The organism is Rhizobium sp. IBUN (assembly GCF_000510625.1).
GTDB lineage: Bacteria > Pseudomonadota > Alphaproteobacteria > Rhizobiales > Rhizobiaceae > Rhizobium > Rhizobium altiplani.
Genome location: NZ_AZNV01000011.1, coordinates 120,538 through 143,370, shown reverse-complemented (window position 1 = coordinate 143,370; position 22,833 = coordinate 120,538). Strand labels below are relative to the sequence as shown.

Sequence of the window (22,833 nt, the reverse complement as noted above, 5' to 3'; positions counted from 1 at the left end):
ACCTAACTCAATGAATCACTGGTGATTCGCCTTGTCCAGAGGAAAAGGTAAAAATCTGTTAACCGATTCTAGATGCTGAATTTTCTTTGGCGGTTAGAAGGTCGCTGCGACCAGCGCAGCGGCCTTCGACAGCAAATCACCCTTTCAGGGTGCGTTCCACGATGTCGCGGACGTCGGTCGAAAGCTCCGCGGCGCGTTCGATTTCCAGCAGGGCAGCGCGGGCATGGTCCTGTCGAACCGGCTCCAGGGAGCGCCAGGAACGCATCGACGTCAGAATGCGCGCGGCCAACTGAGGGTTGCGCCGGTCGATGTCGAGAATCTCGCGTGCGAGGAAGCGGTAGCCCTCTCCATCGGCCCGACCGAAGCCTGTCGGATTGGCAAAAACGTAGGTGCCGACCAATGAACGGACGCGATTGGGGTTAGTCCTCTTGAACAGAGGGTTCTCCATGAGCTTCAGCACCCGATCGAGCGTGCCGCCGCCTGGTATCGTTGCCTGCACCGAAAACCATTTGTCGATGACCAGGGCGTTCTCGGAGAACCGATCCCGGAAGGTCGACAACGCTTCGGCAGCTTCCGCGCTGTCTGGGAAACGGTGCGCAAGGAGCGTCAGCGCATGTAACAGGTCGGTCATGTTGTTGGCGGCATCGAAGGCAGCCTTGGCGCGTACCGGCGAATTCTCGGCATAGGAGAGGTACGTCAGCGCGGCGTTGCGCAGGGCGCGGCGACCCGCGCTCGTTGCGTCCGGGCTGAAGGTGCCGGGCGTCGTCATCGAGTGATAGAGTGCAGCGAACGTGTCGCGTCCGGCGTCGGCAACCTGTTTCATGACTGCCTGGCGGCCGGCGTGGATTGCGTCCGGATCGTTATTGCCCCCGAGTTCGCGGGCAATATCGGCTTCGCTGGGCAGCGCCAGGGCCTGGGCGCGGAAGGCGGGTTCCAGGCTCTCGTCAGCCGCCGCGGCGACGAGGCTGTCGACGAAGGTTGTCTCACAACCGACGGGGTTTCCTTCCCGTGCATCGCGAGCGGCCTTCAAAAGGTTCGGAAGTGCAAGGTCCGTCAGGGCCTGCCAGCACGCGAAATGGTCCGTCTCATGGCGGGCGAGCAGCGCCAGGTCGGCAGGCGACTGGTCGAAATGGAGATTGATGGGAGCCGAGAAGCTGCGATTGATCGAGATCACCGGTCGCGTCTGGATCCCGTGGAATACTGCCGTTTGGGTGCGCTCTGTGAGATGCAGAATGGTGCCGGTATATTCCGCACTTTCAACGGAAGTCGGCGCTATGGCTGCTCCATCCTCCGCAAAAAGTTGCAGGTTCAGCGGAATGTGCATCGGCTGCTTGTCGGACTGACCCGGGGTTGCAGGGATCATTTGCTCGAGCGAGAGGCTGAAGGCTTTTGCGGCAGCATCGTAAGAGCCGGAAGCCGTAACCAGCGGCGTGCCGGCCTGATGGTACCACAGTGAGAATTGTGTGAGATCGCGCCCGCTGGCATCCTTGAAGCATTTCACAAAGTCCTCGATCGTGACAGCCTGGCCATCATGACGGTCGAAGTAGAGGTCCATGCCCTTCTTGAACGTCTCCTTGCCAAGCAGCGTCGCGATCATTCGCGTGACTTCGCTGCCCTTCTCGTAGACGGTTGTCGTATAGAAGTTATTGATTTCACGGTATTTTGTCGGTCGAACAGGATGTGCGAGCGGGCCTGCATCCTCTGGGAACTGCTCGGATTTCAGGTGGCGGACCTCGGCGATGCGCTTGACCGGGCGCGAGCGCTGGTCGGCCGAGAACTCGTGATCACGAAAGACGGTCAGGCCTTCCTTCAGGCACAGCTGGAACCAGTCGCGGCAAGTGATGCGGTTGCCGGTCCAGTTGTGGAAGTACTCGTGGGCGATGATCGCTTCGATGTTGGCGTAGTCGCTATCCGTGGCCGTTTCCGGATCGGCAAGTACGTACTTGTCGTTGAAGACGTTGAGGCCCTTGTTCTCCATCGCGCCCATGTTGAAGTCGGAGACGGCGACGATCATGAAGATGTCGAGATCATATTCGCGCCCGAAGACCTCTTCGTCCCACTTCATCGAACGCTTCAGTGCGTCCATCGCGTAAGCGGCGCGCGGCTCTTTGCCGTGCTCGACATAGATCTTCAGGGCGACCTCGCGACCGGACATCGTCGTGAACGAATCCTCGATGACGCCGAGATCGCCGGCGACCAGCGCAAAGAGATAGCTCGGCTTAGGATGCGGATCGAACCAGGCGGCGAAGTGCTTGCCTTCGCCATAGCCCGCGCCGCCGAGGAAATTGCCGTTCGACAGCAGCAGCGGGTTGGCGGCCTTTTCGGCAATGATGTTGACGGTGTAGGGCGCCAGAACATCGGGACGGTCAAGGAAATAGGTGATCCGCCGGAAACCTTCAGCCTCGCACTGCGTGCAGTAGATGCCGCCGGTGCGGTAAAGGCCCATCAGTTTCGTATTGGCTTCGGGGTTGATGATCGTAGTGATCGTCAGCTCGAACGGATCGGATGCGGGTAGATCGCGGACCGTCAGGCTTTCCGGCGTCGCCGTGTATTGGTCGGCCGGCATTTCCATCTGATCGAACAACAGGCCGGACAGCGTCAGTTCATCGCCGTCGAGCACCAGCGGAGCCTTGGGATCGACACCCTCGCGGCGATGGAAAATCAGTCGTGCTTCAACCTTGGTTTCAGTGGGATCGAGTTCGAAGGTCAGATCCACGCGTTCCAGAACGAATTCGGTGGGCTGGTAGTCTGCCAGATTGATGACCTGGCCGGTATCTGTACGCATGGTGTTCCCTGAAGACCTTGAGCGGATGAGTGCTTCGTACGCAGAGTAGGCACTCCGCCACAAATTTTGACAGGCATCTTTACACCAAAGTCTGAACCAAAGTTAAAGCGAAATCGCGGCAACGGCAGATTTGGAGGATCTCGGAACGGCCAAATCTAGGCGGATCCGTGACTAGGATTTTAGGTTGAGGGTTGCCCTTATCGCCTCATCGTCTTCAGTCCGCTGAACGACGACGCCATGCCAGCCCAAGCCATCGTAATCCTCGTAGCCGAGTGTCCTGGCGAAAGCGACAATCGAGCCGTTGTTATCATAGTAGCTACCGCGGGCCGTACCTGCCTGGTTCTGAAGCGCAAAATGGCTGAAGAGAAGGTTGGGATTGCTGGAGGCGATGATCCTGTTTGATCATCGAGCAACATCACGGTCGTTTTCTCTGCTATCTGCGGAGGCAGGTTGGCTTCGGTTTCGACGATCGCCTGTCCCTGCTTCTGCCAGTCAAAATACACACCCAGTGTTCCGAGAGTTTTGCCGTGGAGCGTGCCGCCCTCGCGCACTGCCGTTGCATAGACAAGGGCGGTGCGGTTGCCATGCAGATGGCTGTCGCGGACATCGTCGACGATGTAGTCGTCTCCCGACGCGCAGCGTAAGGATGCTTGGAACCAGCCGTCGCCTGCAAGCGATCTTCCGGCGGTCTTGCGCCGAAATTCAGGGTTTGCCGAGGCGATCACCTGACCTGAGGCATCTGTCAAAACGAGATCGAGATAGACGCTGTAGAAGCGATTGATGACCCCAAGTCGTTGGGCAGCGAAGGTCGCCCTTTCCTTTGTCGGCTCCTGCAGCGCCTGCCAAAGCGCGGCATCGGTCGCCCACCACCGCACGTCGGCGGTTCGCTCGAAGAGATTGCGGACGATCAGTTGCACGAGAGTTTGGGCGAGATCGGTAAGCCTTACGCCCTCCATCTCGTTCACGAGCGCTTCCGCCATGACGCGGGAATGCCCGATACGCCCAACGACGTTGCCTTCGAATTTCCCTGAAATGTCGCTTGCGACCTGTGCCAGCCGCTGCACCTCGTTGGCAACGACAGCAAAGCCTTTCCCGGCTTCGCCGGCGCGGGCGGCTTCGATCAACGCATTGATTGCAAGAAGCTTGATCTGCTTGACCACATGCGAGTTCGCGGCGCTGAAACTTTCAAGATCGGTGCCGATTCCCTCCGTTACCGCACGCATCAGCCGTGGTGTGGCGGTCAACCGTTGCTGATCGTTGTCCCTGGATTTGAGCTGCGTCATGGAAATTGCCCCGATAGCTATGCAAGCTGAGAGAAAGAGGACTGAAATATCGGCCAATCAATGCGATTCTATGGTTTCCGAAGCGTTAAGGCGGATACTCATCGGATGAACATTTTTGGGCGCATCTCAGATTTGATGAAAATTTGTGCGATCCGATTGATTGAGCATCGAAATTTTCCGATTTTCTATCTGTTCATTCGGCCCGGCGACTGTCACAGTCGAGATGTGCCGAGTCTGGCGCGTCCTCCTGCCTCCAAACAGCAATCCAAGAGTTCAAGACATGCGGTCGGCTACGGGAAACCCGATGAGGGGTATTGCGTTCAAGGTCGGCTCGGTGGTTGTTTTCCTGGCAATGCAGACCTTCATCAAGCTCGCCGGCAGTGACATCCAGCCGGGGCAGGTGACGTTCTGCCGCTCCTTCTTCGCACTGTTTCCCATCATGGCTTACCTGGCCTATCGCGGCCAGTTGCGATCGGCATTCTATACGGGCAATCCGATCGGTCATCTGAAGCGGGGAACGCTCGGCATCATATCAATGGGGCTCGGCTTCTATGGGCTGCTGCACCTGCCGCTGCCGGAAGCCATTGCACTTGGCTACGCGATGCCGCTTGTCGCCGTGATCTTCGCAGCTGTGTTTCTCGGGGAAACTGTCCGAATCTACCGCTGGAGCGCCGTACTTTTCGGGATTGTCGGCGTGGCCATCATATCGTGGCCGAAACTGACCCTTTTCCGTGAGGGCGGGATCCATGCCGAGCAGGCGATTGGCGCGCTAACGGTGTTGCTGGCTTCGGTGCTCGGCGGCATGGCGATGATTCAGGTGCGACGATTGGTCGAGGAAGAGAAGACCGCCACGATCGTCCTCTATTTTTCGATCACCGCCACGGTGTTCTCACTCGTGACAGTGCCGTTCGGCTGGCAGGTCCTTGATCTGGCGCCGCAATTGTTTCTCATCGCGGCCGGCTTCTGTGGGGGCGTGGCGCAGATCCTGTTGACGGAGAGCTACCGGCACGCTGATGTCTCGACGGTTGCGCCGTTCGAGTACACATCGATCGTCATCGGCGGTGTCGTCGCGTATTTCGTGTTCGGCGATATCCCAAGCGGGGCCACACTCCTGGGGACAGCAATTGTCGTGGCGGCCGGAATATTTATCATCTACCGCGAGCACCAGTTGGATCTGGAGCGCCGTGAGGCACGGCAGGCCGGATCCTGAAGGCCGCCTGCAATCGCAGCTTTGCGACGACGCAACGGAAGTTCTCGCGTCTTGCGGGAGAAATTCAAACAAAATAGTGAACGACATCCGAACAGTTCTTGCGTCTTATGAACTTGACGAAGCATCATTTATTCGCAAATGCGCATGTTATGGGCTGGTCGGACGTCCTGGTAGTGCCAACGCCGGATACGCGCGTCGGGAGAAAAATGCCTCTTAGTGCCGAAGACTTGGTTGCGAACCCGAAGTTCATCCTGGCCCTCCGCTTCCATGCGGGGCGTATGCGCGGCATGTTCAACACCGGCCCGCGATTGGCGCGTTTGCTTGCTTCACAACAACGCTGGTTGCTGACGCAGACTGCCTATGCGCTTGCCATGGAGCGCGATCCCGCAGAACCCACGTCGGGCTTCACGGCGGTTCGGCTGACGCGCGAGATCACATCGCACAAGGTGGCCAGCCGCAACACGGTGTTGAGCTTTATCGACGAACTCGTCACCTACCGCTTCATCGCCTATGCGCCCGGAGCCGAGCGCCGACGTCCCCGCCAGTTCGAGCCGACGGAAATCAGTCATCAGGCGATGTTTGGCTGGTTGGTCTCCAATCTGGGCGCTCTCGATCTGTTGGACGGCGGAAGCCGGGTTGCCCATGTTGAGGCTCACCCGGAACTGATCCGCGTCATGCAGCCGCGAATTGCACTCAATTGCCTCCAGGATCCCCAGTGGAGAGAGCCCCCAGAGCATGTGGCGCTCTTCCAGTGGAACGACGCTGGCGGACTGATCGTCGATCATCTTGTCTCGCGGATCGATCTGGACGGCGACGATCCCGAGCGCGTCGTGGTCGGTCATGTTGACAGTCGCGCACTGGCGGCGGATTTCATGATATCGCGTACGCACTTGCAGCGGCTTTTCGCCAGGGCGGCGCAGCAAGGATGCATTGGTTGGGACACGATCGACAAGAAACCCGTGCTCTGGATGTCGCGTTCGTTTGTCGAGCAATACAGTCGGTGGCAAGCGATCAAGTTCGCCTATGTGGACGACGCGTTCCGCTGCGAGGCGCGCGGCCCGTCGCCAGGTCGGTGAGAATTGATCAGGCAGGCAACGCGACAAGAGGCCAGCAAATGCCAGCCTCGGCCTCAGTATTGCTGAAAGTCCGCAAAGATCATGGCGGGACGCGCGATGCGTCCGCTGGCGCCAGTCCCGCGAGCAACCATTTGCTCGTTCGTGGCGAAGCCAATGCGGCTGTAGCTTTGCGTTGTGCGGCCTTGCTCGCTAGCAAGGCGAAGGGTTTCAAACCCACAGTGTATAGGACGAAAACGTGCAGTCATTGCCTTGGTTCCTGTTGATTCCTCCCAAGACACAGCAATATATTGCACTGCAACATGAACTTTTCAATGCATTAGAATAAACGGCAGATATGCGAAAATCGCATAGGTGTTTTCACAAAAGATTTGTATTTGCCTATTTTCAGGGCACGTCAGAGCGCTGCCAGTTTGGCCTGAAAAGCCAAAAGATCGTTCCAGGCCAATCGTTTGTTGACTGGTGCCGTCAATAGATCCTGAGGGTGCAATGTCGCAATCGCAGGAATAATGCGGTTTCCGACCGCAATCTCTCGCCATTGCCCGCGCAACCCGTGAATCGTATCGGTTTCGCCAAAAAAGACCCTGGCGGCAAAGTTGCCGAGTACGAGAATCGCCTTCGGCTCGGCAAGAGCAATCTGCCGCTCGATGAAAGGACGGCAAATATCCATTTCGGCGGTCGACGCAATGCGATTGCCCGGTGGTCGCCAGGGAATGACCTGCGTCAGCAATATGGCGTCGCGCTGCAGACCGATTGCCCCGAGCATCTTGTCGAGCAGTTGGCCAGGCCGTCCGGAGAAGGGCTGGCCTTCACGATCATCGTCCGCCCCTGGCGCCGAACCGATCACCATGATCCCGCTGGCCGCATCACCGCTAGCGAAGATCGTCGAGCGTGCGCTGTGCTTGAGATTGCATCCGTTGAATGCCTCGAGCGCCGTTTTCAGTTCCTGAAGCGAACGGGCGCTCTCGGCGGCGAAGCGTGCCTGCTGCACGGCCTCGCCATCCGGGACCGAAGGCTGCGGCCGCTGGGCTGCACGCTCGGGGGCGGGAGCGTTCCTTTGTGTGGTCTGAGCCGCCGGGCGGGCCGTGGACTCCCGAACGTCAGCAGTCTGCGGCGAAGGGACCGTGCTTCGCCTTGCCGCTTTCATTGCCTCGAACTCAGCAAAGCGATCGACAGCTTCCTCCTCGAGCAGCCATTCCACGCCGGCTTCGGCATGGAAATGCAGAAGCGCGGCGAGTTCGCCCGGAGAGAGTTCGCTGACGGAGATCATAACGGTGACCTTAGCGAAGCCGAGACGTCAATGAAAGAGCACGATAGGCCGGAGACGACCTATTGCACCGTCCATTGCGTGATGTCCTCACGTTCGCCAATCAACGCCAAGCCGTGGGCGATGGAAAGCAGTTCGCCGCCGGTCTCGATGCGGTCCTTATCGAAGCGCTCGGTGAAGATGCGGCGCACAGCCGGGACAAACGACGTGCCTCCGGTGAGGAACACCTTGTCGATCATGCCGGATGTCGTGTTCGTCCTTTCCAGCACGTCATCGAGTGCGCCTTCGATCCGTACGAGATCATCTGCAATCCAGCTTTCGAAATCGGCCCGTCGAATCGTCAGGTGGCCTCCGCGGCCGAGGGGCGCGAAGTCGAATGCTGCTTCGTCCGAAGCGGAGAGCGCCATCTTCGTCGCGGATACAGCCTGATAGAGCGGGTAACCTTCATCGTGGTCGACGAGATCGATGAAGGTCTCGAGCTTCTCGGGCTCGAGCGCCGTGCGCACAAGCTTCTTGAGATCCTCGAATTCGCGCGACGTCTTGAAGATGGAGAGCTGGTTCCAGCGACCGAAGCTCGAGTAGTAGTTCGTCGGGACTTCAAGGATTTTGTCGAAACTCTTGAAATGACTCCCCTTGCCGATCTGAGGGGCGACGATGTTGTCGATCATGCGATAGTCAAAGTGATCGCCGGCGATCCCGACACCCGAATGACCGATCGGGGTCGCCGTCAGTTTGCCGGCCACCGTTTCAAACCGGATAAGCGAATAGTCGGTCGTACCGCCGCCGAAGTCGGCGACGAGAACCGTCGCATCGGATTTCAGGTTCTGCGCGAAGTAGAACGCGGCGGCCACCGGTTCGTAGACGTAGTGAACCTCCGGAAAGCCGAAGCGGGACAGCGCCTCGTTATAGCGCTGGGTCGCCAGCGCAGGGTCAGGGTTCGCGCCGGCAAAATGCACGGGGCGGCCGGTGACGATACGCTTGACGTCGGACGGCCAGTTGTCGCCGGCATAGTTCCGGAGGCGCCTGATAAAGACCTCCATCAGGTCCTCGAAACTGTGGCGCTTCGCATAGACGAGGGTGCCCTGAAAGAGCGCGCTTGCCGCAAAGGTCTTGATCGACTGCAGGAACCGGCAGTCCCCGGGGTTATCGATGAATTGCCGGATTGCCGCGTGGCCGGCCTCGACCTTCAGGGCAGACGTGCCGAGTTGCGGATCCTTCATGAAGGAAAGGGCAGTACGCATGCTGTCGGCAGTTCCGGCCGCACTCGTAAAGGCCATTGAATGCGTTGTCGGCCCGTCAGCCGTGGCCAAAACCGTGTTCGTCGTGCCGAAGTCGAATCCTAGCGCCTGAGCCATGCCCGCACCTCATCAAGTCGATTGTTTTTTTGGGAACGGAGGCCAAGCTCCGCTAAGGCGCGAAACAACGCGCCCAAGGAGGGCGCGTGATGCCATAGAGGCCGCCGTTGTTCAAGGCTTGAAGTGAAAAATGGAGCGGGCGCCAAATGGCGCCCGCTTGTTCCCTACTCGGCGGCCAATGCCTGAGGTATCTCCTCATCGTGCTCGGTCTTCTTCTTCCGTCCAAAGCTGAGGAGCCAATCGCTAAGCCTGCCCATTTCGACGAAGATCACCGGGGTGATGAAAAGCGTCAATGCTTGCGACACGACGAGACCGCCAACGACGGCAATGCCGAGCGGCTGGCGCAGTTCCGAGCTTGCACCGGTCCCGAGAGCGATGGGAAGCGCGCCGAGGAGGGCGCAGAAGGTCGTCATCATGATCGGGCGGAAGCGTCGAACGCAGGCTTCATGAATCGCCTCCGACGGCGACATGCCGTTGCCGGAGCGCAGGTTCTCCAGCGCCACGTCGATCATCATGATCGCATTCTTCTTGACGATACCGATCAGCATCAGCAGGCCGATGAGCGCGATGATCGAAAGATCGAAGCCCATCACTTTCAACGCCAGCAGGGCACCGAGTGCCGCGGCCGGCAAGCCGGAAAGGATCGTCAGCGGATGAATGAAGCTTTCGTAGAGGACACCCAGCACGACGTAGATCGTCAGCACTGCCGCCAGGATCAACAGCGGCGTGTTGCCCTGGGACTGCTCAAATATCTGCGCCGTGCCACCGTAGGACGTGAAAACGTCCGCTGGCATGTTGATGTCTTTCTTGATCTGGTCGATCGCCGCCGTGGCATCGCCAAGCGCTTCGCCGGCTGGCAGGTTGAAGGAGACTGTCGTCGAGACCAACTGACCGGTCTGGTTGATCGTCACCGGCCCCGTCGTGCGTTCTACCCTTGCGAAGTTGGACAAGGGAACGAGGGCGCCGTTGCTTGAAGCGACGCGGATTTCCTGAAGCTTCTGGTCGTCCCAGGGCTTGCTCGTATCGTACTCGACGATCACGTCATAGCTGTCGCCGGTCGACTGGATCTGGGCGGCGGTGTATCCGCCAAAGGCTTCCTGCAGGGTCGTCCGCAGCTGTCCGTCGGTAATCCCGAAGGCTGCCGCCTTCTCCGTGTCGACGAGGATATTGGCCTGCAGGGCATTGTTCTGCGCATCTGAGGCGACGTCGGTGAAACGCGGATCGGAACGCATGGCCTGCTGGATCTTGTCTGCCCAGACGTTTGTCTGATCGGCGCTCAGCGCCTGAACGACGAGCTGGTATTGGCTCGCCGTCTGACGGCCGCCGAAGCGGAGGCTCTGTTGCGGCGTGATGTAGGCCTGCAGCCCAGGAATCTTGCCGATGCTCGCCCGCAATTCCCGTAACGTCTGCTCAAGCGGTGGACGCTGATCCTTGTCCTTGAGTTCGACAAACATCGTGCCGTTGTTCAACGGACTGCGTGCGTTGCCGCCGACAATCGACATCACGTGATTGACGGCGGGATTCTGCTTCACGAGTTCCGCTGCCTGGTTCTGCAACGCTTGCATCGCCGGATAGGAGATGTCCTGGCGTGCGCGCGTCGAGATGTTGAGGCGGCCAATATCTTCGGTGGGGAAGAAGCTGGATGGCAGCGTCATGAAGAGATAGACAGTCAGGCCAACCGACGCCACGAACAGGGCGAGGACGGCTGGACGATGCTTCAGGCACCAGCCGACCGATTTTTCATATCCTCTGAGTGTCCGCTCGAAACCGGCATCGAACCAACGGATGAAGAAGGGCGGGCGGTCGTGGCCACTGCCGAGCCGTGATGCCAGCATCGGCGTCACTGTGAGCGAGACAATCGCGGAGGCGACGATCGCGATCGCAACGACCATGCCGAACTCGTTGAAGATGCGGCCGACGACGCCGCCCATCAACAGGATCGGAATGAAGACGGCAATCAGTGACACGGACATGGAAATGATGGTGTAGCTGACTTCGCCGGCGCCTTTGATCGCCGCATCGAGAACCGGCATCCCTTCCTCGACATGCCGGAGAATGTTTTCCAGCATGACGATCGCGTCATCGACGACAAGGCCGACTGCGAGCGTCAGTCCGAGCAGCGAGATGTTGTCGATGCTGTATCCGAGCACGTACATCATGCCGAAGGTGGTAATCAGCGACAGCGGCACGGCAAGGCCCGGAATGATCGTCGCCGTCAGGTGACCAGTAAAGAGGTAGATGACCAGGACGACGAGGCCGATCGTCAGGAGCAGCGTAAACTTCACGTCCTTGATCGCGTCCTTGATCGGCTGCGCAGAGTCGTTCATGACCTTTGTCGAAACAGAGGCGGGGATTTCGGCGTGCAGACCCGGCAGCTTCGCCCTGATTGCGTCGACGACCTCGACGGTATTGGCATCGGGCTGGCGTTGAATGGCAAGAATGATGCTGCGGTTGCCGTCGTACCAGCTGCCGGTATTCTGGTTCTGAACGCTGTCCTGCACGTCGGCGACGTCGCCGAGGTGGATCGGTGCGCCGTTGGGATTGGCAATGACAAGCGTACGGAACTCGTCGGCATTGGTCCGCTGAGTGTCCGCATTGATTGTCATGCTTTGCGAGTTGTTCTGCAGGGAGCCGACGGGAACCTGGCTGTTGGCAGCGACCAGCGCCTGGTTGACGGTATCGATACCGATGCCGCGGTTGAGAAGCTTGTTGGGATCGACCTCGACCCGGACCGCGTAGGTCTGTGCACCGAAGACCGAAACTTCCGCCACACCGGGAAGCGTCGAAAGGGACGGCGAAATAATGTCCTCGGCGATCTCGTCGAGCTTGCTGCGAGGCATGGTGTCGCTCTGCACGGCAAGCAGCATGACCGGCGCATCGGCGGGGTTGGTCTTGCGGTAGCTTGGCGGCGTCGTCATGTTGTCGGGCAATTGCCGCGTGGCATGCGAGATCGCTGCCTGAACATCGGCTGCTGCCGCATCGATGTTGCGATTGAGATCGAACTGCAGAACGATGCTGGTGTTGCCGAGCGAGTTCGTGGCGCTGATTTCGCTGATGCCGGGAATGGTCTGGAACTGCTTGATCAGCGGCGTGGAGACCGAAGTCGCCATCGTCTGCGGTGAAGCGCCGGTCAGCGCGGCCGAGACGTTGATCGTCGGGAAGTCGACCTGCGGCAGGGCTGCCACCGGTACGAGCTGATAGCCGGCAAGGCCGGCCAGCACGACGCCGATGGCAAGCAGCGTCGTTGCGACAGGACGTCGGATACAGAAATTCGGTATCATTCTTCCGTGCCCGCTGTGATGATTTCGGTTTTGCCTGCGGCTTGGTTAGCCGAGGCGACGTTCAATGCCTTGTCGTCGAACTGCTCCTTGACCGGCTGCTGGTCGACAAGCTGCGCCTGTCCCTCAATGATGACGTGATCGCCCTCAAACAGGCCTTGCGAGACGGCGGTGAAACCCCCGTTCGCGCGCGCCACGGTGACGGGCGTCACATGAGCCTTGCCGTCGCGCGCGACAATGGCGAAGAAGCCGTCGGCGCCGGGACTGACAGCAACGGTCGGGACCACGACCTGCTGTTCATTGTTGTTGAAGTGGACAACGATGTTGACCGATTGCCCGGGCCATAAAGCGCCGGACGCGTTCTCAAACTTCGCCTTCGCGAGAATTGTGCCGGACGCAGGATCGACGGTGTTGTCGTAAAAGCTGATATGGCCCTGACGTGGCTTGGCCTTGTCGGATTGAGGAACGGTGCTGACGTCCACCGGACCTGCGGCAAGTGCAAGCTTCAACTGCCGGAGGTCGCGTTCCTGCAGGTGGAATTTCACGTAGATCGGATCGTACTTTGCGATCGTCACGATCGCGGAGCCGGCGTTCACAAAGGCACCTGGGCTCACGGCGATATCGCCAAGGCGTCCGTCGAAGGGCGCGCGAATATCGGTATGCTCAAGCAGGACCTGATCGACGGCAAGCGCGGCCTTATCGGCCTCCACGGTCGCGGCTGCCGTATCGCGGGCCGCCTTTGCCTGGTCATAGCTTTGCTGTGTGCCGGCCTTTGAGCTCAAAAGGTCATTGGCGCGTGCCAGCGCCGTTTCGGACTCCGCCAGGGTTGCCTGGTCGCGGACGACCATGGCGCTGTCCTTGTCGACAGTTGCCTGTGCGGTGCGGGCATCGAGTTTGGCGATCAGATCTCCCTGTTTCACGGTGGCGCCGTCCGAGGCGAGGATCTGCGTAACGATCCCCTGTTCCTGGGCCGCGATCGTGGTGTTGTCGTCCGCATCCGCCCAGCCGGAGGCTGTGACGTCTCGGGGCAGGACGGTCTCCACTGCTGCGACAGTCTTGACCAGCGTTGGTCCGCCGTTGCGGTTGCGACCCTTGCTGCCGCCCTTCTGATCACCGGATTTCTGCGATGCATCGCCCGCCGTTTGGTGGCCGCCGTCGGCGGCATCGGCCTGCGGCTGACCGTGGGGCAAGAATTGCGAAAGATACGGGATTCGTTCCCTGTATTGCCAAGCGCCAACGCTGGCAGCAGCTATAATGCAGGCCGTGATCAAAAGTTTCTTCATATGCGAGACCGGTTTGGGCGAGTTGCGCGAAAATCAAGGCTCTATTGAACCACGTCTATTACGGCGCAAAAAAGACACAATTGCCGAACCGACCATCACTAAGTGGTTATAATGGCTTAAATTTTTGTAATGAAAGAATGATCTGAAATACCATTTGTTGGGCATCGGCGATCCGCCGTAGCCGACACTTTCCCAATTTCCCCTTTTCAATCAGACGGATCGCGCCGCTCCGCCGTCGCAGCGTACAAGACTGCCCGTGATGTAGCTCGCGGGCTGGCTGCAAAGAAAGGCGGCGGTTGCAGCGAACTCTTCGACCGTCCCATAGCGACCGACGGGGATTGCGGCCTCCTTGGCAGAGCGGATTTCATCGAGGCTCTTGCCGGTGCGCTTGGCGGCCGCCCCATCTACCTCGTCGGTGCGGCCGGTCAGAATGCTCCCGGGAAGCAGAAGGTTTGACGTGACCCCAAAGCGTCCGATCTCCGTTGCCAGCGTCTTGCTCCAACCGGCGAGGGCGGGGCGCAGCGTGTTCGAAAGAGCGAGGTTGGTGATCGGTTCGATGACGCCCGACGACGCGACAGTGAGAATGCGCCCCCAGCCTTGTTCCTTCATGGATGGCAACAATGCGTTGGTGAGCGCGATCACCCGCAGCACCATGGAGAAGAAATAGGTCTCCAGTTTCTCGGGCGTCATGTCCTGCGTCGTTCCTGGCGTGGGGCCGCCGGTATTGTTGACCAGGATATCGATGCCACCAAGCTTTTCATGCACGGCGGCGGTCACGGTCTCGACGAAATTCTCGTCCGAGAGATCGGCCCAGATCCAATCCGCCTTGCCATTTCCTTCGGCGTTGATGGCGCGGCAGTTTGCCTCCAGCGTCTCGCCGCTGCGGCCGCAGAGAAGAACGTTCGCGCCCTCACGTGCCAAAGCCACGGCGATGCCATGCCCCAATCCGCGCGACGATGCCAGAACGAGTGCGCGCTTGCCCTTGATGCCCAGATCCATGTCAATTTCTCCATTTGTCCGTCTTTCTATACGGCGCGCCGACGGGAGACGAAAGCGGCGTCTGGCACCGTTTATAATTTGACGTTTACGTAAGCTGCATATATTTATCTGGCGCTAGAAATGCTGTTGCGCGAATTGGGGGATTCGCTGTCGTTTCCCGGCTCGACAATAGAGCTCTGTTTTGCCAAGAGATAACCCCATCACGGGGAATGTGGCCGCGATGTCGGCCGAGCGGAGATGATGCATGACCGATACGACTGAACTGCCCGAGCGCGAAAGCATGGAATTCGACGTTGTGATCGTCGGTGGCGGCCCTGCGGGGTTGTCGGCTGCGATCCGCCTGAAACAGGTCAATCCGGAACTGTCGGTCGTCGTGCTCGAGAAGGGGGCTGAGGTCGGCGCGCACATCCTGTCAGGTGCCGTCGTCGATCCCATCGGCATCGACCGTCTGCTGCCTGGCTGGCGCCAAGAGGCTGATCATCCGTTCAAGACCGAAGTGACGGACGACCACTTCCTGGTGCTCGGCCCGGCGGGCTCGGTGCGCCTGCCGAATTTCATGATGCCGCCGCTGATGAGCAACCACGGCAACTACATCGTTTCGCTTGGCAACGTTTGTCGCTGGCTCGCCACCAAGGCGGAAGAACTCGGCGTCGAGATCTATCCGGGTTTTGCCGCGACCGAGGTGCTCTACAACGACGAGGGGGCCGTCATCGGCGTCGCCACCGGCGACATGGGCATCGAGAAGAACGGCGAGCCCGGCCCGAACTACACCCGCGGCATGGCGCTAACAGGCAAGTATGTGCTGATCGGCGAGGGGGTCCGCGGTTCGCTTGCCAAGCAGTTGATCGCCAAGTTCGATCTGTCGAGGGATCGCCAGCCGCAAAAGTTCGGTATCGGCATCAAGGAACTCTGGCAGGTGAAGCCCGAGCACCACAGCCGAGGTCTCGTGCAGCACTCGTTCGGCTGGCCGCTCGGCATGAAGACCGGTGGCGGCTCCTTCCTTTACCACCTCGAAGACAATCTCGTTGCCGTCGGCTTCGTCGTCCACCTGAACTACAAGAACCCTTACCTCTATCCCTTCGAGGAGTTCCAGCGCTTCAAGACGCATCCGGCGATCCGCACGACCTTCGAGGGCGGCAAACGGCTGTCCTATGGTGCGCGTGCGATCACCGAGGGCGGCTATCAGTCTGTACCGAAGTTGTCCTTCCCCGGCGGCGCCCTGATCGGCTGTTCGGCGGGCTTCGTCAACGTGCCGCGCATCAAGGGCAGCCACAATGCCGTGCTGTCGGGCATGATGGCAGCGAACCGGATCGCCGCGGCGATTGCCGCCGGTCGCGCCAATGACGAGGTGGTCGAGATCGAGAACGAGTGGCGCTCGAGCGACATCGGCAAGGACCTGAAGAGGGTGCGCAACGTCAAGCCGCTGTGGTCGAAGTTCGGCACGGCAATCGGCGTGGCGCTCGGCGGTTTCGACATGTGGACGAACCAGCTCTTCGGCCTTTCGATCTTCGGTACGCTGAAGCACGGCAAGACGGATGCGGCCTCGCTGGAGCCGGCCGCCAAGCACAAGCCGATCGCCTACCCGAAACCCGACGGCGTTCTCACCTTCGACCGTCTGTCCTCGGTGTTCCTGTCGAACACCAACCACGAGGAAGACCAGCCGGTGCATCTGCAGGTGAAGGACATGGCGCTCCAGAAGTCGTCCGAGCACGACATCTATGCCGGTCCTTCGACGCGCTACTGTCCGGCCGGCGTTTACGAATGGGTGGAGAAGGATGGGCAAGAGACCTTTGTCATCAACGCCCAGAACTGCGTCCACTGCAAGACCTGTGACATCAAGGACCCCAACCAGAACATCAACTGGGTGCCGCCGCAGGGCGGCGAGGGGCCGGTCTATCCGAATATGTAAGAAGCAGTCATGAGCAACGCCTGCGCCATACGGCAGGCGCGTCTCGATGAGCTGCCGCGCCTGACTGAGATCGAGCTCGATGCCTTCGCGACGCTGGCGGAGGCGCTCGGTGTTATCAGGGAAGCGCACACGCTGCCACACGATTTGTTGCGGGGGTCGCTCGATGCGGGCCTGCTGCTCGTTGCCGCCGATGACGGCGACTGTCCGGTCGGCTTTCTCGCGGTCGAGGAAATCGAAGGCACGCTCTATGTGATCGAACTGGATGTTTGCCGGGATTGGCAGCGCAGGGGTGTCGGGCGGCGTCTGATGTCGGCTGCAATCGAGATGGCGCAGCAGCGTCAGCTATCGGCACTGACGCTGACAACGGATCGCTACGTTCCGTTCAACGCGCCCTTCTACGCCTCCCTCGGCTTTGTGCTGCCGAGTGTCGAAGCCGTTCCGCACTTCCTGAAGAAAAAGCTGGATCACGAAATCGCGGTTGGGATGGATCCGGAACGACGGGTTGCGATGGTTCTTACGCTGAAGCGATAGCGGCATGGAACAATAGAGTGAGCCGGCGGATTGGCCGCCGACCCGAACTGCGGAGTTGCTATCGGCGTGAGGCGATGCCGGTCGAGAGTGCTACGCCGAGCCCGGTGATAACAGCGGCGGCAATCTCGGCGATGCCGATTTCCTCCCCAAGCAATAGGCCGCCGCCGATCGTTGCCAGCACCGGCGTGATTGCCGTGAAGGCAGCTGCCTGGGTGCCGCCCAGCGCATGAACCGCAAGGCCGTAGGCGACCGTGGCAGCAAGGCCGGACAGCACGCCTTGGCTCAGTACCTGCAAGCCGACCTCACCAAGTGGTGCGCTGGCAATCGACGTACCGAAGGCTACGGCCAGACCGATGTGTATTAGAAATGACCAGATGGCGATGAGCGCGCTGGCCTGCAGAGCCGTCAGGCCGGAGCGGCGAAAGGCATGCGTGTAGCTTGCCCATAGGATCGCTCCCATCGGTAGCAAAACAAAGCTGGTCCAGGGTAGCGCCGCACCGGCGAGACTGCGGACCAGTAGGATGGCAACGCCGCCGACGATCGCGGCAAGACCGAGCACGCGCATGAAGTCCGGTCGTTCCCGGAAGACGATGACGCCGATCAGCGCAGTGGCAAGTGGCATGGAGCCCCCGAGCAGAATGCCGGCGGCGGATGCCGGGGTCGAGTGAATGGCCGACGTGGTCAGCTGGAAGAAAACGGCGCCAGCGCCCGCGACCATCGTGGCAAGCAGGCGGAGCGGCACGCCTTTCGGCAGCAATCCAGTCTTCAGCCAGACGGGCGCCAGAACAAGCACCGGAATACCGTAGCGGATCAGGCCGATATCGATCGTGCCAAGCTGCGTCGCCGCGCTGTGACGCGTCGCCAGGATCCACGCTGCCCAAATGAGGACGGTGACGACGGCGCCGGCATATCCGACAGATGTCGACGTGGACTTTTCATTGTTCGTGAAGGTAACGGCGCTCATCGATCTCTCCTCTCGTGATCGTCCGGATTGCTGTCCGGTTGAGAGAAGAATAAGCGGAAACGGCGAGGCATGTCCTTGCTATCTATGCCGCCAAAATACTGGTATGAGCAATTATCTGCCAATCACGCCAAAGGATTTTATCGAACATGCCAAATCTTGATAAATTCGATCTGGCGATATTGGAATGCCTCCAGGAGGATGCCCGGGCGACCAACGTGGAGATTGCCGAAAAGGTCAATTTGTCGCCGTCCCCCTGTCTGCGGCGTATCCGCAATCTGGAAAAGACCGGCGTAATCCGCGGCTACCGCGCCGATATCGACCGCAAGGAAGTCGGTCTCGGCCTGACGGTTTTCGTCGAGCTCAAGGTCGCCCATCACAGCCGCGAGAACGCGCAGGCGCAGGAGGCGGCATTGCTCGCCATTCCCGAGGTGGTGTCGTGTTTTCTAATATCGGGAACGGCCGACTTTCTTGCGGAGGTGGTGGTCGAGGATCTCGCAGCCTATGAGCGGCTGCTGACGGACACGCTGCTGACCCTGCCGAATGTCAGCGATATCCGCTCGAACTTTGCCATTCGCAGCATGAAAACCCACGGAGCGCTGAAGCTGCCGGAACTGAAATAGAAACGGGGCCAATCGGCCTGCCAATCGGCCCCGTTTTCTTGCTTAGAGCAGCGTGCCACTGAGGATCAGCAGCGCGACCGAGAAGTAGATCACCAGCCCGCTCACATCGACGAGCGTGGCGACCAACGGCGCGGAGGCGCTTGCCGGATCAAGCCGCAGCCTCTGCAGGATGAACGGCAGCATGGAGCCCGCCAGCGAACCAAACGTGACAATGCCGATCAGTGCGGTAAAGATCGTGACGCCGACCAGGACCCAGTGCTCGCCGTAGTCATAGAGCCCGATTTTTTGCCAGAGCACGATGCGGGCGAAACCGACCAATCCCAGGATCGTGCCGAGCACGAAACCCGTCGGCAGCTCGCGCATCAGCACGCGCCACCAGTCGGAGAGCTTGAGCTCGCCGAGCGCCAGCGCCCGGATGATCAGCGATGTCGCCTGCGACCCGCTGTTTCCGCCAGAGCTCATGATCAGCGGCACGAACAGCGTCAGCACGATCGCCTTCTCAAGCTCGCCTTCGAAATGCTGCATGGCGCTTGCCGTCAGCATTTCGCCGAGGAAGAGGGCGCACAGCCAACCAGCACGCTTGTGGATCATGCCGGCAAAGCTGATCTTGGTGTAGGGCTTGCCGAGGGCTTCCATACCACCGAATTTCTGGGCGTCTTCGGTCTGGTCGGCGATCATCGTGTCGATGACGTCGTCGACCGTGACGATGCCGAGCATGTGGCCGTCCTGGTTGACGACGGGCAGGGCGAGCAGATTATGCTTGCGGATCAGCCGGGCGACATCTTCCTGCGTCATCAGCGGATCGGCACGCACAACCCCTTCCTTCTGCGCAACGGTCAGGACGGATTCGCCGGGCTCGCCGGTGATGAGGCGGCGGAGTGTGACGACGCTCGTCAGCGCGCGGCTGACCGCATCGAGGACGTAGATCGCATAGACCGTCTCGCGCGAACGCTCGACTTTGCGCACGTGCTCCAGCGTCTGTTCGACAGTCCAGGTGTCGGGCACGCTGACGAATTCGGTCGTCATGATGCTGCCGGCCGTGCGGGGCGGATACCCCATCAGGTGCTGGACGGCGAGACAGGTCGTGCGGTCCAGCCGCGAGAAGAGGTGTGCACGAACCTCCTCGTTCATTTCCTGAAAGAGGTCGGCGACACGGTCGTTTGCCACGGCGTTCAACAGCCGTGCGGCATGCTCGACCGGCATGTCTGCAAGGATCGCGGCGGCGTGATGCAACTCGGGACGTCCGAGAATGCGCACGGCCTTTTGCTGCGGCAGCGTAACCAGGATTGCTGCGGCTTCGGATATTTCAAGTGTGTTCAGCTGTTCGACGCGCTCGGCCGTGGTGATCGGGCCGAGGTGGTCGCTGCTGAAGAAACGAGCGGCATGGCCCGCCCGCAGTGGGAAGCGATTGATGTTCATAGGCTCGCCTTTCCGTCGATCCGCCGTAGCGTCCGACGGGCGAGCCCGACGGAGTCAGGTCAGCGCACGAGGGCCGCGTACGGCAAAGGCAATCGACTGCTACTGTCGCTTGGCATCGTGATGATGGCTCCGTTGATATCCGCGGAAAATGGAGGTGATCCGCGTAAGGCTCTAGGTGGTCTCAATTGGCAAAAAAGTCAAGCGCTTGAGGTGCTTGATGCCAGAATGCCGCACCTTCCGGCGCGGCATATCGTTCGAGCAGCGTTCTTTCGAATTTGCGGCCACTGTCGACTATGCGTTGACGCCGGGGGCGGCCGCGTCAGGCGCTCCGGCCACGGCGATCGAGGCTTAGAGATGCCACGAACACAAAGATGCCGATAAACGACAGGATGGCGCCGACATAGCCGGTGGCGGCGAAGCCATAGCCCTGTGCGATAACCAGGCCGCCGAGCCAGGCGCCCAGCGCATTCGCAATATTGAATGCCGAGTGGTGAGATGCCGCAGCAAGCGTCTGCGCGTCCGCCCCGACATCCATCAATCGGGTCTGGACAGCGGGACCGGCAGCAAAGCCGCAACCGATGCAGAATACGCAAAGCGCCAGCATGAACGGATTGGCAGCCGTGAGGGAGAACAGTGTCAGCACGACGATGTTGAACACAAGGCAACCGCCGATCGTTCCCATCAGCGATTTGTCGGCAAACCAGGAGCCGACGACATTGCCGACGTTCATGCCGATGCCGAAGATGATCAGCATCACGGCCACCATACTTTCCGGCAGCATTGCAACCTCGGTCGTGGTTGGCGCGATGTAGCTGAACATGGCGAACATTCCACCGAAGCCGACGGATGCCGTGGCGAGCGTCAACAGGACCTGCGGACGCTTGAAGGCGCCGAGTTCGCGCTTGAAGCTTGCGCCCTCGGCAACTCGGTCGCGTGGCACGTAGTACCAGATCAGGGCGACCGTCAACAGGCCGATAATTCCAACGATCGTAAAGGCAAGCCGCCAGTTGAGAGACTGCCCGAAAACGGTGGCGAGCGGGGTTCCCAGGAGGGTCGCGACCGTCAACCCGAGCATCACGCGGCCGACGGCGCGAGCGCGCTTGTGCATCGGCACCATGGATGCCGCGACGATCGCGGCAACGCCGAAGTAGGCGCCATGCGGCAACCCCGTGATGAAGCGCATCAACGTGAAGCTCTCGAAGGTCGGTGCCATCGCGCTCAACAGGTTGCCGACGGCAAAGATGCCCATGACGAGGAGAAGCAGCGAGCGGCGCGCCATCTTTGCGGCGAGAACCGCGATGATTGGAGCACCGATAACGACGCCGAGCGCATAGGCGCTGATCACGTAGCCGGCCTGCGGCGTCGTCACCGAGAAGGTGTCGGCGACCTTAGGCAAAAGACCCATGATAGCGAATTCGCCGGTGCCTATGCCGAAGCCGCCGCAGGCAAGCGCCAGTTGTACGAGCGCAATTGCCGCCGGAGACGGGGCCTCTTCTGCCGCCATCGTATCTATGGAATCGTTTACGGCGACCTGGCTCAAGAGGCACTCCTTGGCATTCGATAGGTGACATACGGGACGGGACGCAAGATGCGCCGGTGACCGGTAGGCCGGAGATGAAGGGAGATGAAGACGATGCTCCAATATCCCATCTATCAACGATAGATTGCTGCAGGTCGAGTGCGTTTTCTGCAGTGCAGCGTCCCCCGATTTGCATACGTCCCTTGCAAATTTGGGGGCTCTGTCGCCGCTCGCGGCGGCCGTGAGACGCGCTTCAGCTTGAAATTGCCGCTGCGGGAACCATCTGCTTTGCAGCGCCAACAGACTTTGCCTGTCGGGATGGATCAACGGGAGCCTGATGAAACTAGTTGGCTTTTTCAATCGAGATGGTGGAACGTTCAGGACCACCGACATGGAAGCCTATGAAAGGCGGGCCGAGGCGATCTTCAGGGAAGCGGGTCACGATTTCGATGCAATCGTCTTTTCCGGCAAGGAGATTGTACCCGCGATGGAGCGGGCGGCCCGCTGGGGAAACATCGATGGCATCGTCGCTGGCGGTGGCGACGGGACGATATCGGCGGCAGCGTCCATAGCCTGGAGAAACGGCGTCGCACTTGGCGTTGTGCCGGCCGGTACAATGAACCTTTTCGCCCGTTCCTTGCGCGTTCCACTCGATATCTGGCAAGCGCTTGAAACGCTGGCCTTTGGCGAAGTCGATCGTGTCGATATTGCCAGCGCCAACGGCAGGCCGTTCATTCACCAATTCTCGGCCGGGCTGCATGCGCGCATGGTGCGCTATCGAAATTCCTACTCATACCGCTCCCGACTTGGAAAGATGGGGGCAAGCGCGCGGGCCGCATTTGGTGTCGTGTTGAACCCACCCGAATTCGAGGTCGAGTTCGAAGCGGGGGGAGTTTATGAGAGGCGCCGGGTCTCCGCGGTCTCGGTTTCAAACAACCCTTTCGGCCAGAATGCCTTGCTTTATGCCGACAGCCTCACAGGTGGCGAACTAGGCTTCTATACCGCCAATCCACTAAGGCCGCTCGGCGTCGCGCGTCTGGCGATCGATCTCTTGCGAGGCAAGGTGAGGGAGAATGCGGACGTGATGATCATGCATCCGGCAGAAGTGCATCTGCACTTTCCAAAGCTGCCGTCAAAGGCGAATTGCGTGATGGATGGCGAGCTGCGTCCCCTGGAGCGAGACGTTGCATTGAAATTGCATCCAGGCGAACTCAAGGTATTGGTCCAGCAAGGACTTGCAGCGCAAGTTGACGAAGCGGAGCGGCGCGAAGTCGCTCCCTAGCAGCTCCTGCTGGTGGCGCGCATCCCAGAAATCGCTCTGGATCGGTCGGACGAGCT

At 60.1% G+C, this 22,833-nt stretch carries 16 protein-coding genes and 1 pseudogene; 6 read left to right on the top strand and 11 right to left on the bottom strand.

Going from position 1 to position 22,833, the window contains the following annotated elements; translation table 11 throughout:
* Positions 1–136: 136 nt before the first annotated feature.
* Both pepN and RHIBUN_RS37915 read right to left on the bottom strand, forming a co-directional pair.
* Positions 137–2,785 (bottom strand): aminopeptidase N, encoded by a 2,649-nt coding sequence (gene pepN / locus RHIBUN_RS0113020; RefSeq protein WP_025659897.1) that lies wholly within the window; start codon positions 2,783–2,785, stop codon positions 137–139.
* Between the two features lie 171 nt (positions 2,786–2,956).
* Positions 2,957–4,068 (bottom strand): annotated as a pseudogene (locus tag RHIBUN_RS37915) (methyl-accepting chemotaxis protein).
* A 280-nt stretch (positions 4,069–4,348) separates the two neighbouring features.
* On the opposite strand from RHIBUN_RS37915, the gene RHIBUN_RS0113010 reads away from it, so the two are divergent.
* Both RHIBUN_RS0113010 and RHIBUN_RS0113005 read left to right on the top strand, forming a co-directional pair.
* Entirely contained in the window at positions 4,349–5,278 is a 930-nt protein-coding gene (locus tag RHIBUN_RS0113010; RefSeq protein WP_025659896.1) for a DMT family transporter, read from the top strand.
* A gap of 206 nt (positions 5,279–5,484) precedes the next feature.
* Positions 5,485–6,354 (top strand): hypothetical protein, encoded by an 870-nt coding sequence (locus RHIBUN_RS0113005; protein ID WP_025659895.1) that lies wholly within the window; start codon positions 5,485–5,487, stop codon positions 6,352–6,354.
* A gap of 53 nt (positions 6,355–6,407) precedes the next feature.
* Here the strand turns inward: RHIBUN_RS0113005 and RHIBUN_RS37310 are convergent, their stop codons facing one another.
* From RHIBUN_RS37310 to RHIBUN_RS0112975, 6 genes are all read right to left on the bottom strand, one after another.
* Positions 6,408–6,599: a hypothetical protein gene (locus tag RHIBUN_RS37310; protein WP_018857476.1), complete on the bottom strand. Its 192-nt coding sequence runs from the start codon at positions 6,597–6,599 to the stop codon at positions 6,408–6,410.
* A gap of 149 nt (positions 6,600–6,748) precedes the next feature.
* A complete protein-coding gene (locus tag RHIBUN_RS0112995) occupies positions 6,749–7,621 on the bottom strand; it encodes a uracil-DNA glycosylase family protein (protein ID WP_025659894.1) in 873 nt (290 codons plus the stop codon).
* Between the two features lie 59 nt (positions 7,622–7,680).
* Positions 7,681–8,973 (bottom strand): Hsp70 family protein, encoded by a 1,293-nt coding sequence (locus RHIBUN_RS0112990; RefSeq protein WP_018857474.1) that lies wholly within the window; start codon positions 8,971–8,973, stop codon positions 7,681–7,683.
* 164 nt (positions 8,974–9,137) lie between these two features.
* Positions 9,138–12,254, bottom strand: a complete 3,117-nt coding sequence (locus tag RHIBUN_RS0112985; protein WP_025659893.1) for an efflux RND transporter permease subunit — start codon at positions 12,252–12,254, stop codon at positions 9,138–9,140.
* Entirely contained in the window at positions 12,251–13,534 is a 1,284-nt protein-coding gene (locus RHIBUN_RS0112980; protein ID WP_025659892.1) for an efflux RND transporter periplasmic adaptor subunit, read from the bottom strand. The genes RHIBUN_RS0112985 and RHIBUN_RS0112980 overlap by 4 nt, the downstream gene beginning before the upstream one ends.
* A gap of 210 nt (positions 13,535–13,744) precedes the next feature.
* Positions 13,745–14,533, bottom strand: a complete 789-nt coding sequence (locus RHIBUN_RS0112975; protein WP_018857471.1) for an SDR family oxidoreductase — start codon at positions 14,531–14,533, stop codon at positions 13,745–13,747.
* Between the two features lie 244 nt (positions 14,534–14,777).
* Between RHIBUN_RS0112975 and RHIBUN_RS0112970 the strand changes: the two genes are divergently transcribed.
* Together RHIBUN_RS0112970 and RHIBUN_RS0112965 are read left to right on the top strand one after the other, a co-directional pair.
* Positions 14,778–16,442 carry an electron transfer flavoprotein-ubiquinone oxidoreductase gene (locus tag RHIBUN_RS0112970; RefSeq protein WP_025659891.1) on the top strand — a complete coding sequence of 555 codons (1,665 nt, stop codon included), beginning with the start codon at positions 14,778–14,780 and terminating at the stop codon, positions 16,440–16,442.
* A gap of 9 nt (positions 16,443–16,451) precedes the next feature.
* Positions 16,452–16,973 carry a GNAT family N-acetyltransferase gene (locus RHIBUN_RS0112965; protein WP_025659890.1) on the top strand — a complete coding sequence of 174 codons (522 nt, stop codon included), beginning with the start codon at positions 16,452–16,454 and terminating at the stop codon, positions 16,971–16,973.
* A 58-nt stretch (positions 16,974–17,031) separates the two neighbouring features.
* On the opposite strand, the gene RHIBUN_RS0112960 is transcribed toward RHIBUN_RS0112965, so the two are convergent.
* The gene (locus tag RHIBUN_RS0112960) at positions 17,032–17,937 is read right to left on the bottom strand and encodes a DMT family transporter (protein ID WP_025659889.1); all 906 of its coding nucleotides are present in this window, start codon (positions 17,935–17,937) and stop codon (positions 17,032–17,034) included.
* A gap of 146 nt (positions 17,938–18,083) precedes the next feature.
* Between RHIBUN_RS0112960 and RHIBUN_RS0112955 the strand changes: the two genes are divergently transcribed.
* Positions 18,084–18,557, top strand: a complete 474-nt coding sequence (locus RHIBUN_RS0112955) for an Lrp/AsnC family transcriptional regulator (protein ID WP_018857467.1) — start codon at positions 18,084–18,086, stop codon at positions 18,555–18,557.
* 42 nt (positions 18,558–18,599) lie between these two features.
* Here RHIBUN_RS0112955 and mgtE read toward each other — a convergent pair whose 3' ends face one another.
* Both mgtE and RHIBUN_RS0112940 read right to left on the bottom strand, forming a co-directional pair.
* Positions 18,600–19,976: a magnesium transporter gene (mgtE, locus tag RHIBUN_RS0112950; protein WP_025659888.1), complete on the bottom strand. Its 1,377-nt coding sequence runs from the start codon at positions 19,974–19,976 to the stop codon at positions 18,600–18,602.
* 319 nt (positions 19,977–20,295) lie between these two features.
* Positions 20,296–21,516 carry an MFS transporter gene (locus RHIBUN_RS0112940; RefSeq protein WP_025659887.1) on the bottom strand — a complete coding sequence of 407 codons (1,221 nt, stop codon included), beginning with the start codon at positions 21,514–21,516 and terminating at the stop codon, positions 20,296–20,298.
* A gap of 316 nt (positions 21,517–21,832) precedes the next feature.
* Between RHIBUN_RS0112940 and RHIBUN_RS0112935 the strand changes: the two genes are divergently transcribed.
* Positions 21,833–22,777 carry a diacylglycerol kinase family protein gene (locus RHIBUN_RS0112935; protein ID WP_025659886.1) on the top strand — a complete coding sequence of 315 codons (945 nt, stop codon included), beginning with the start codon at positions 21,833–21,835 and terminating at the stop codon, positions 22,775–22,777.
* Positions 22,778–22,833: the final 56 nt, after the last annotated feature.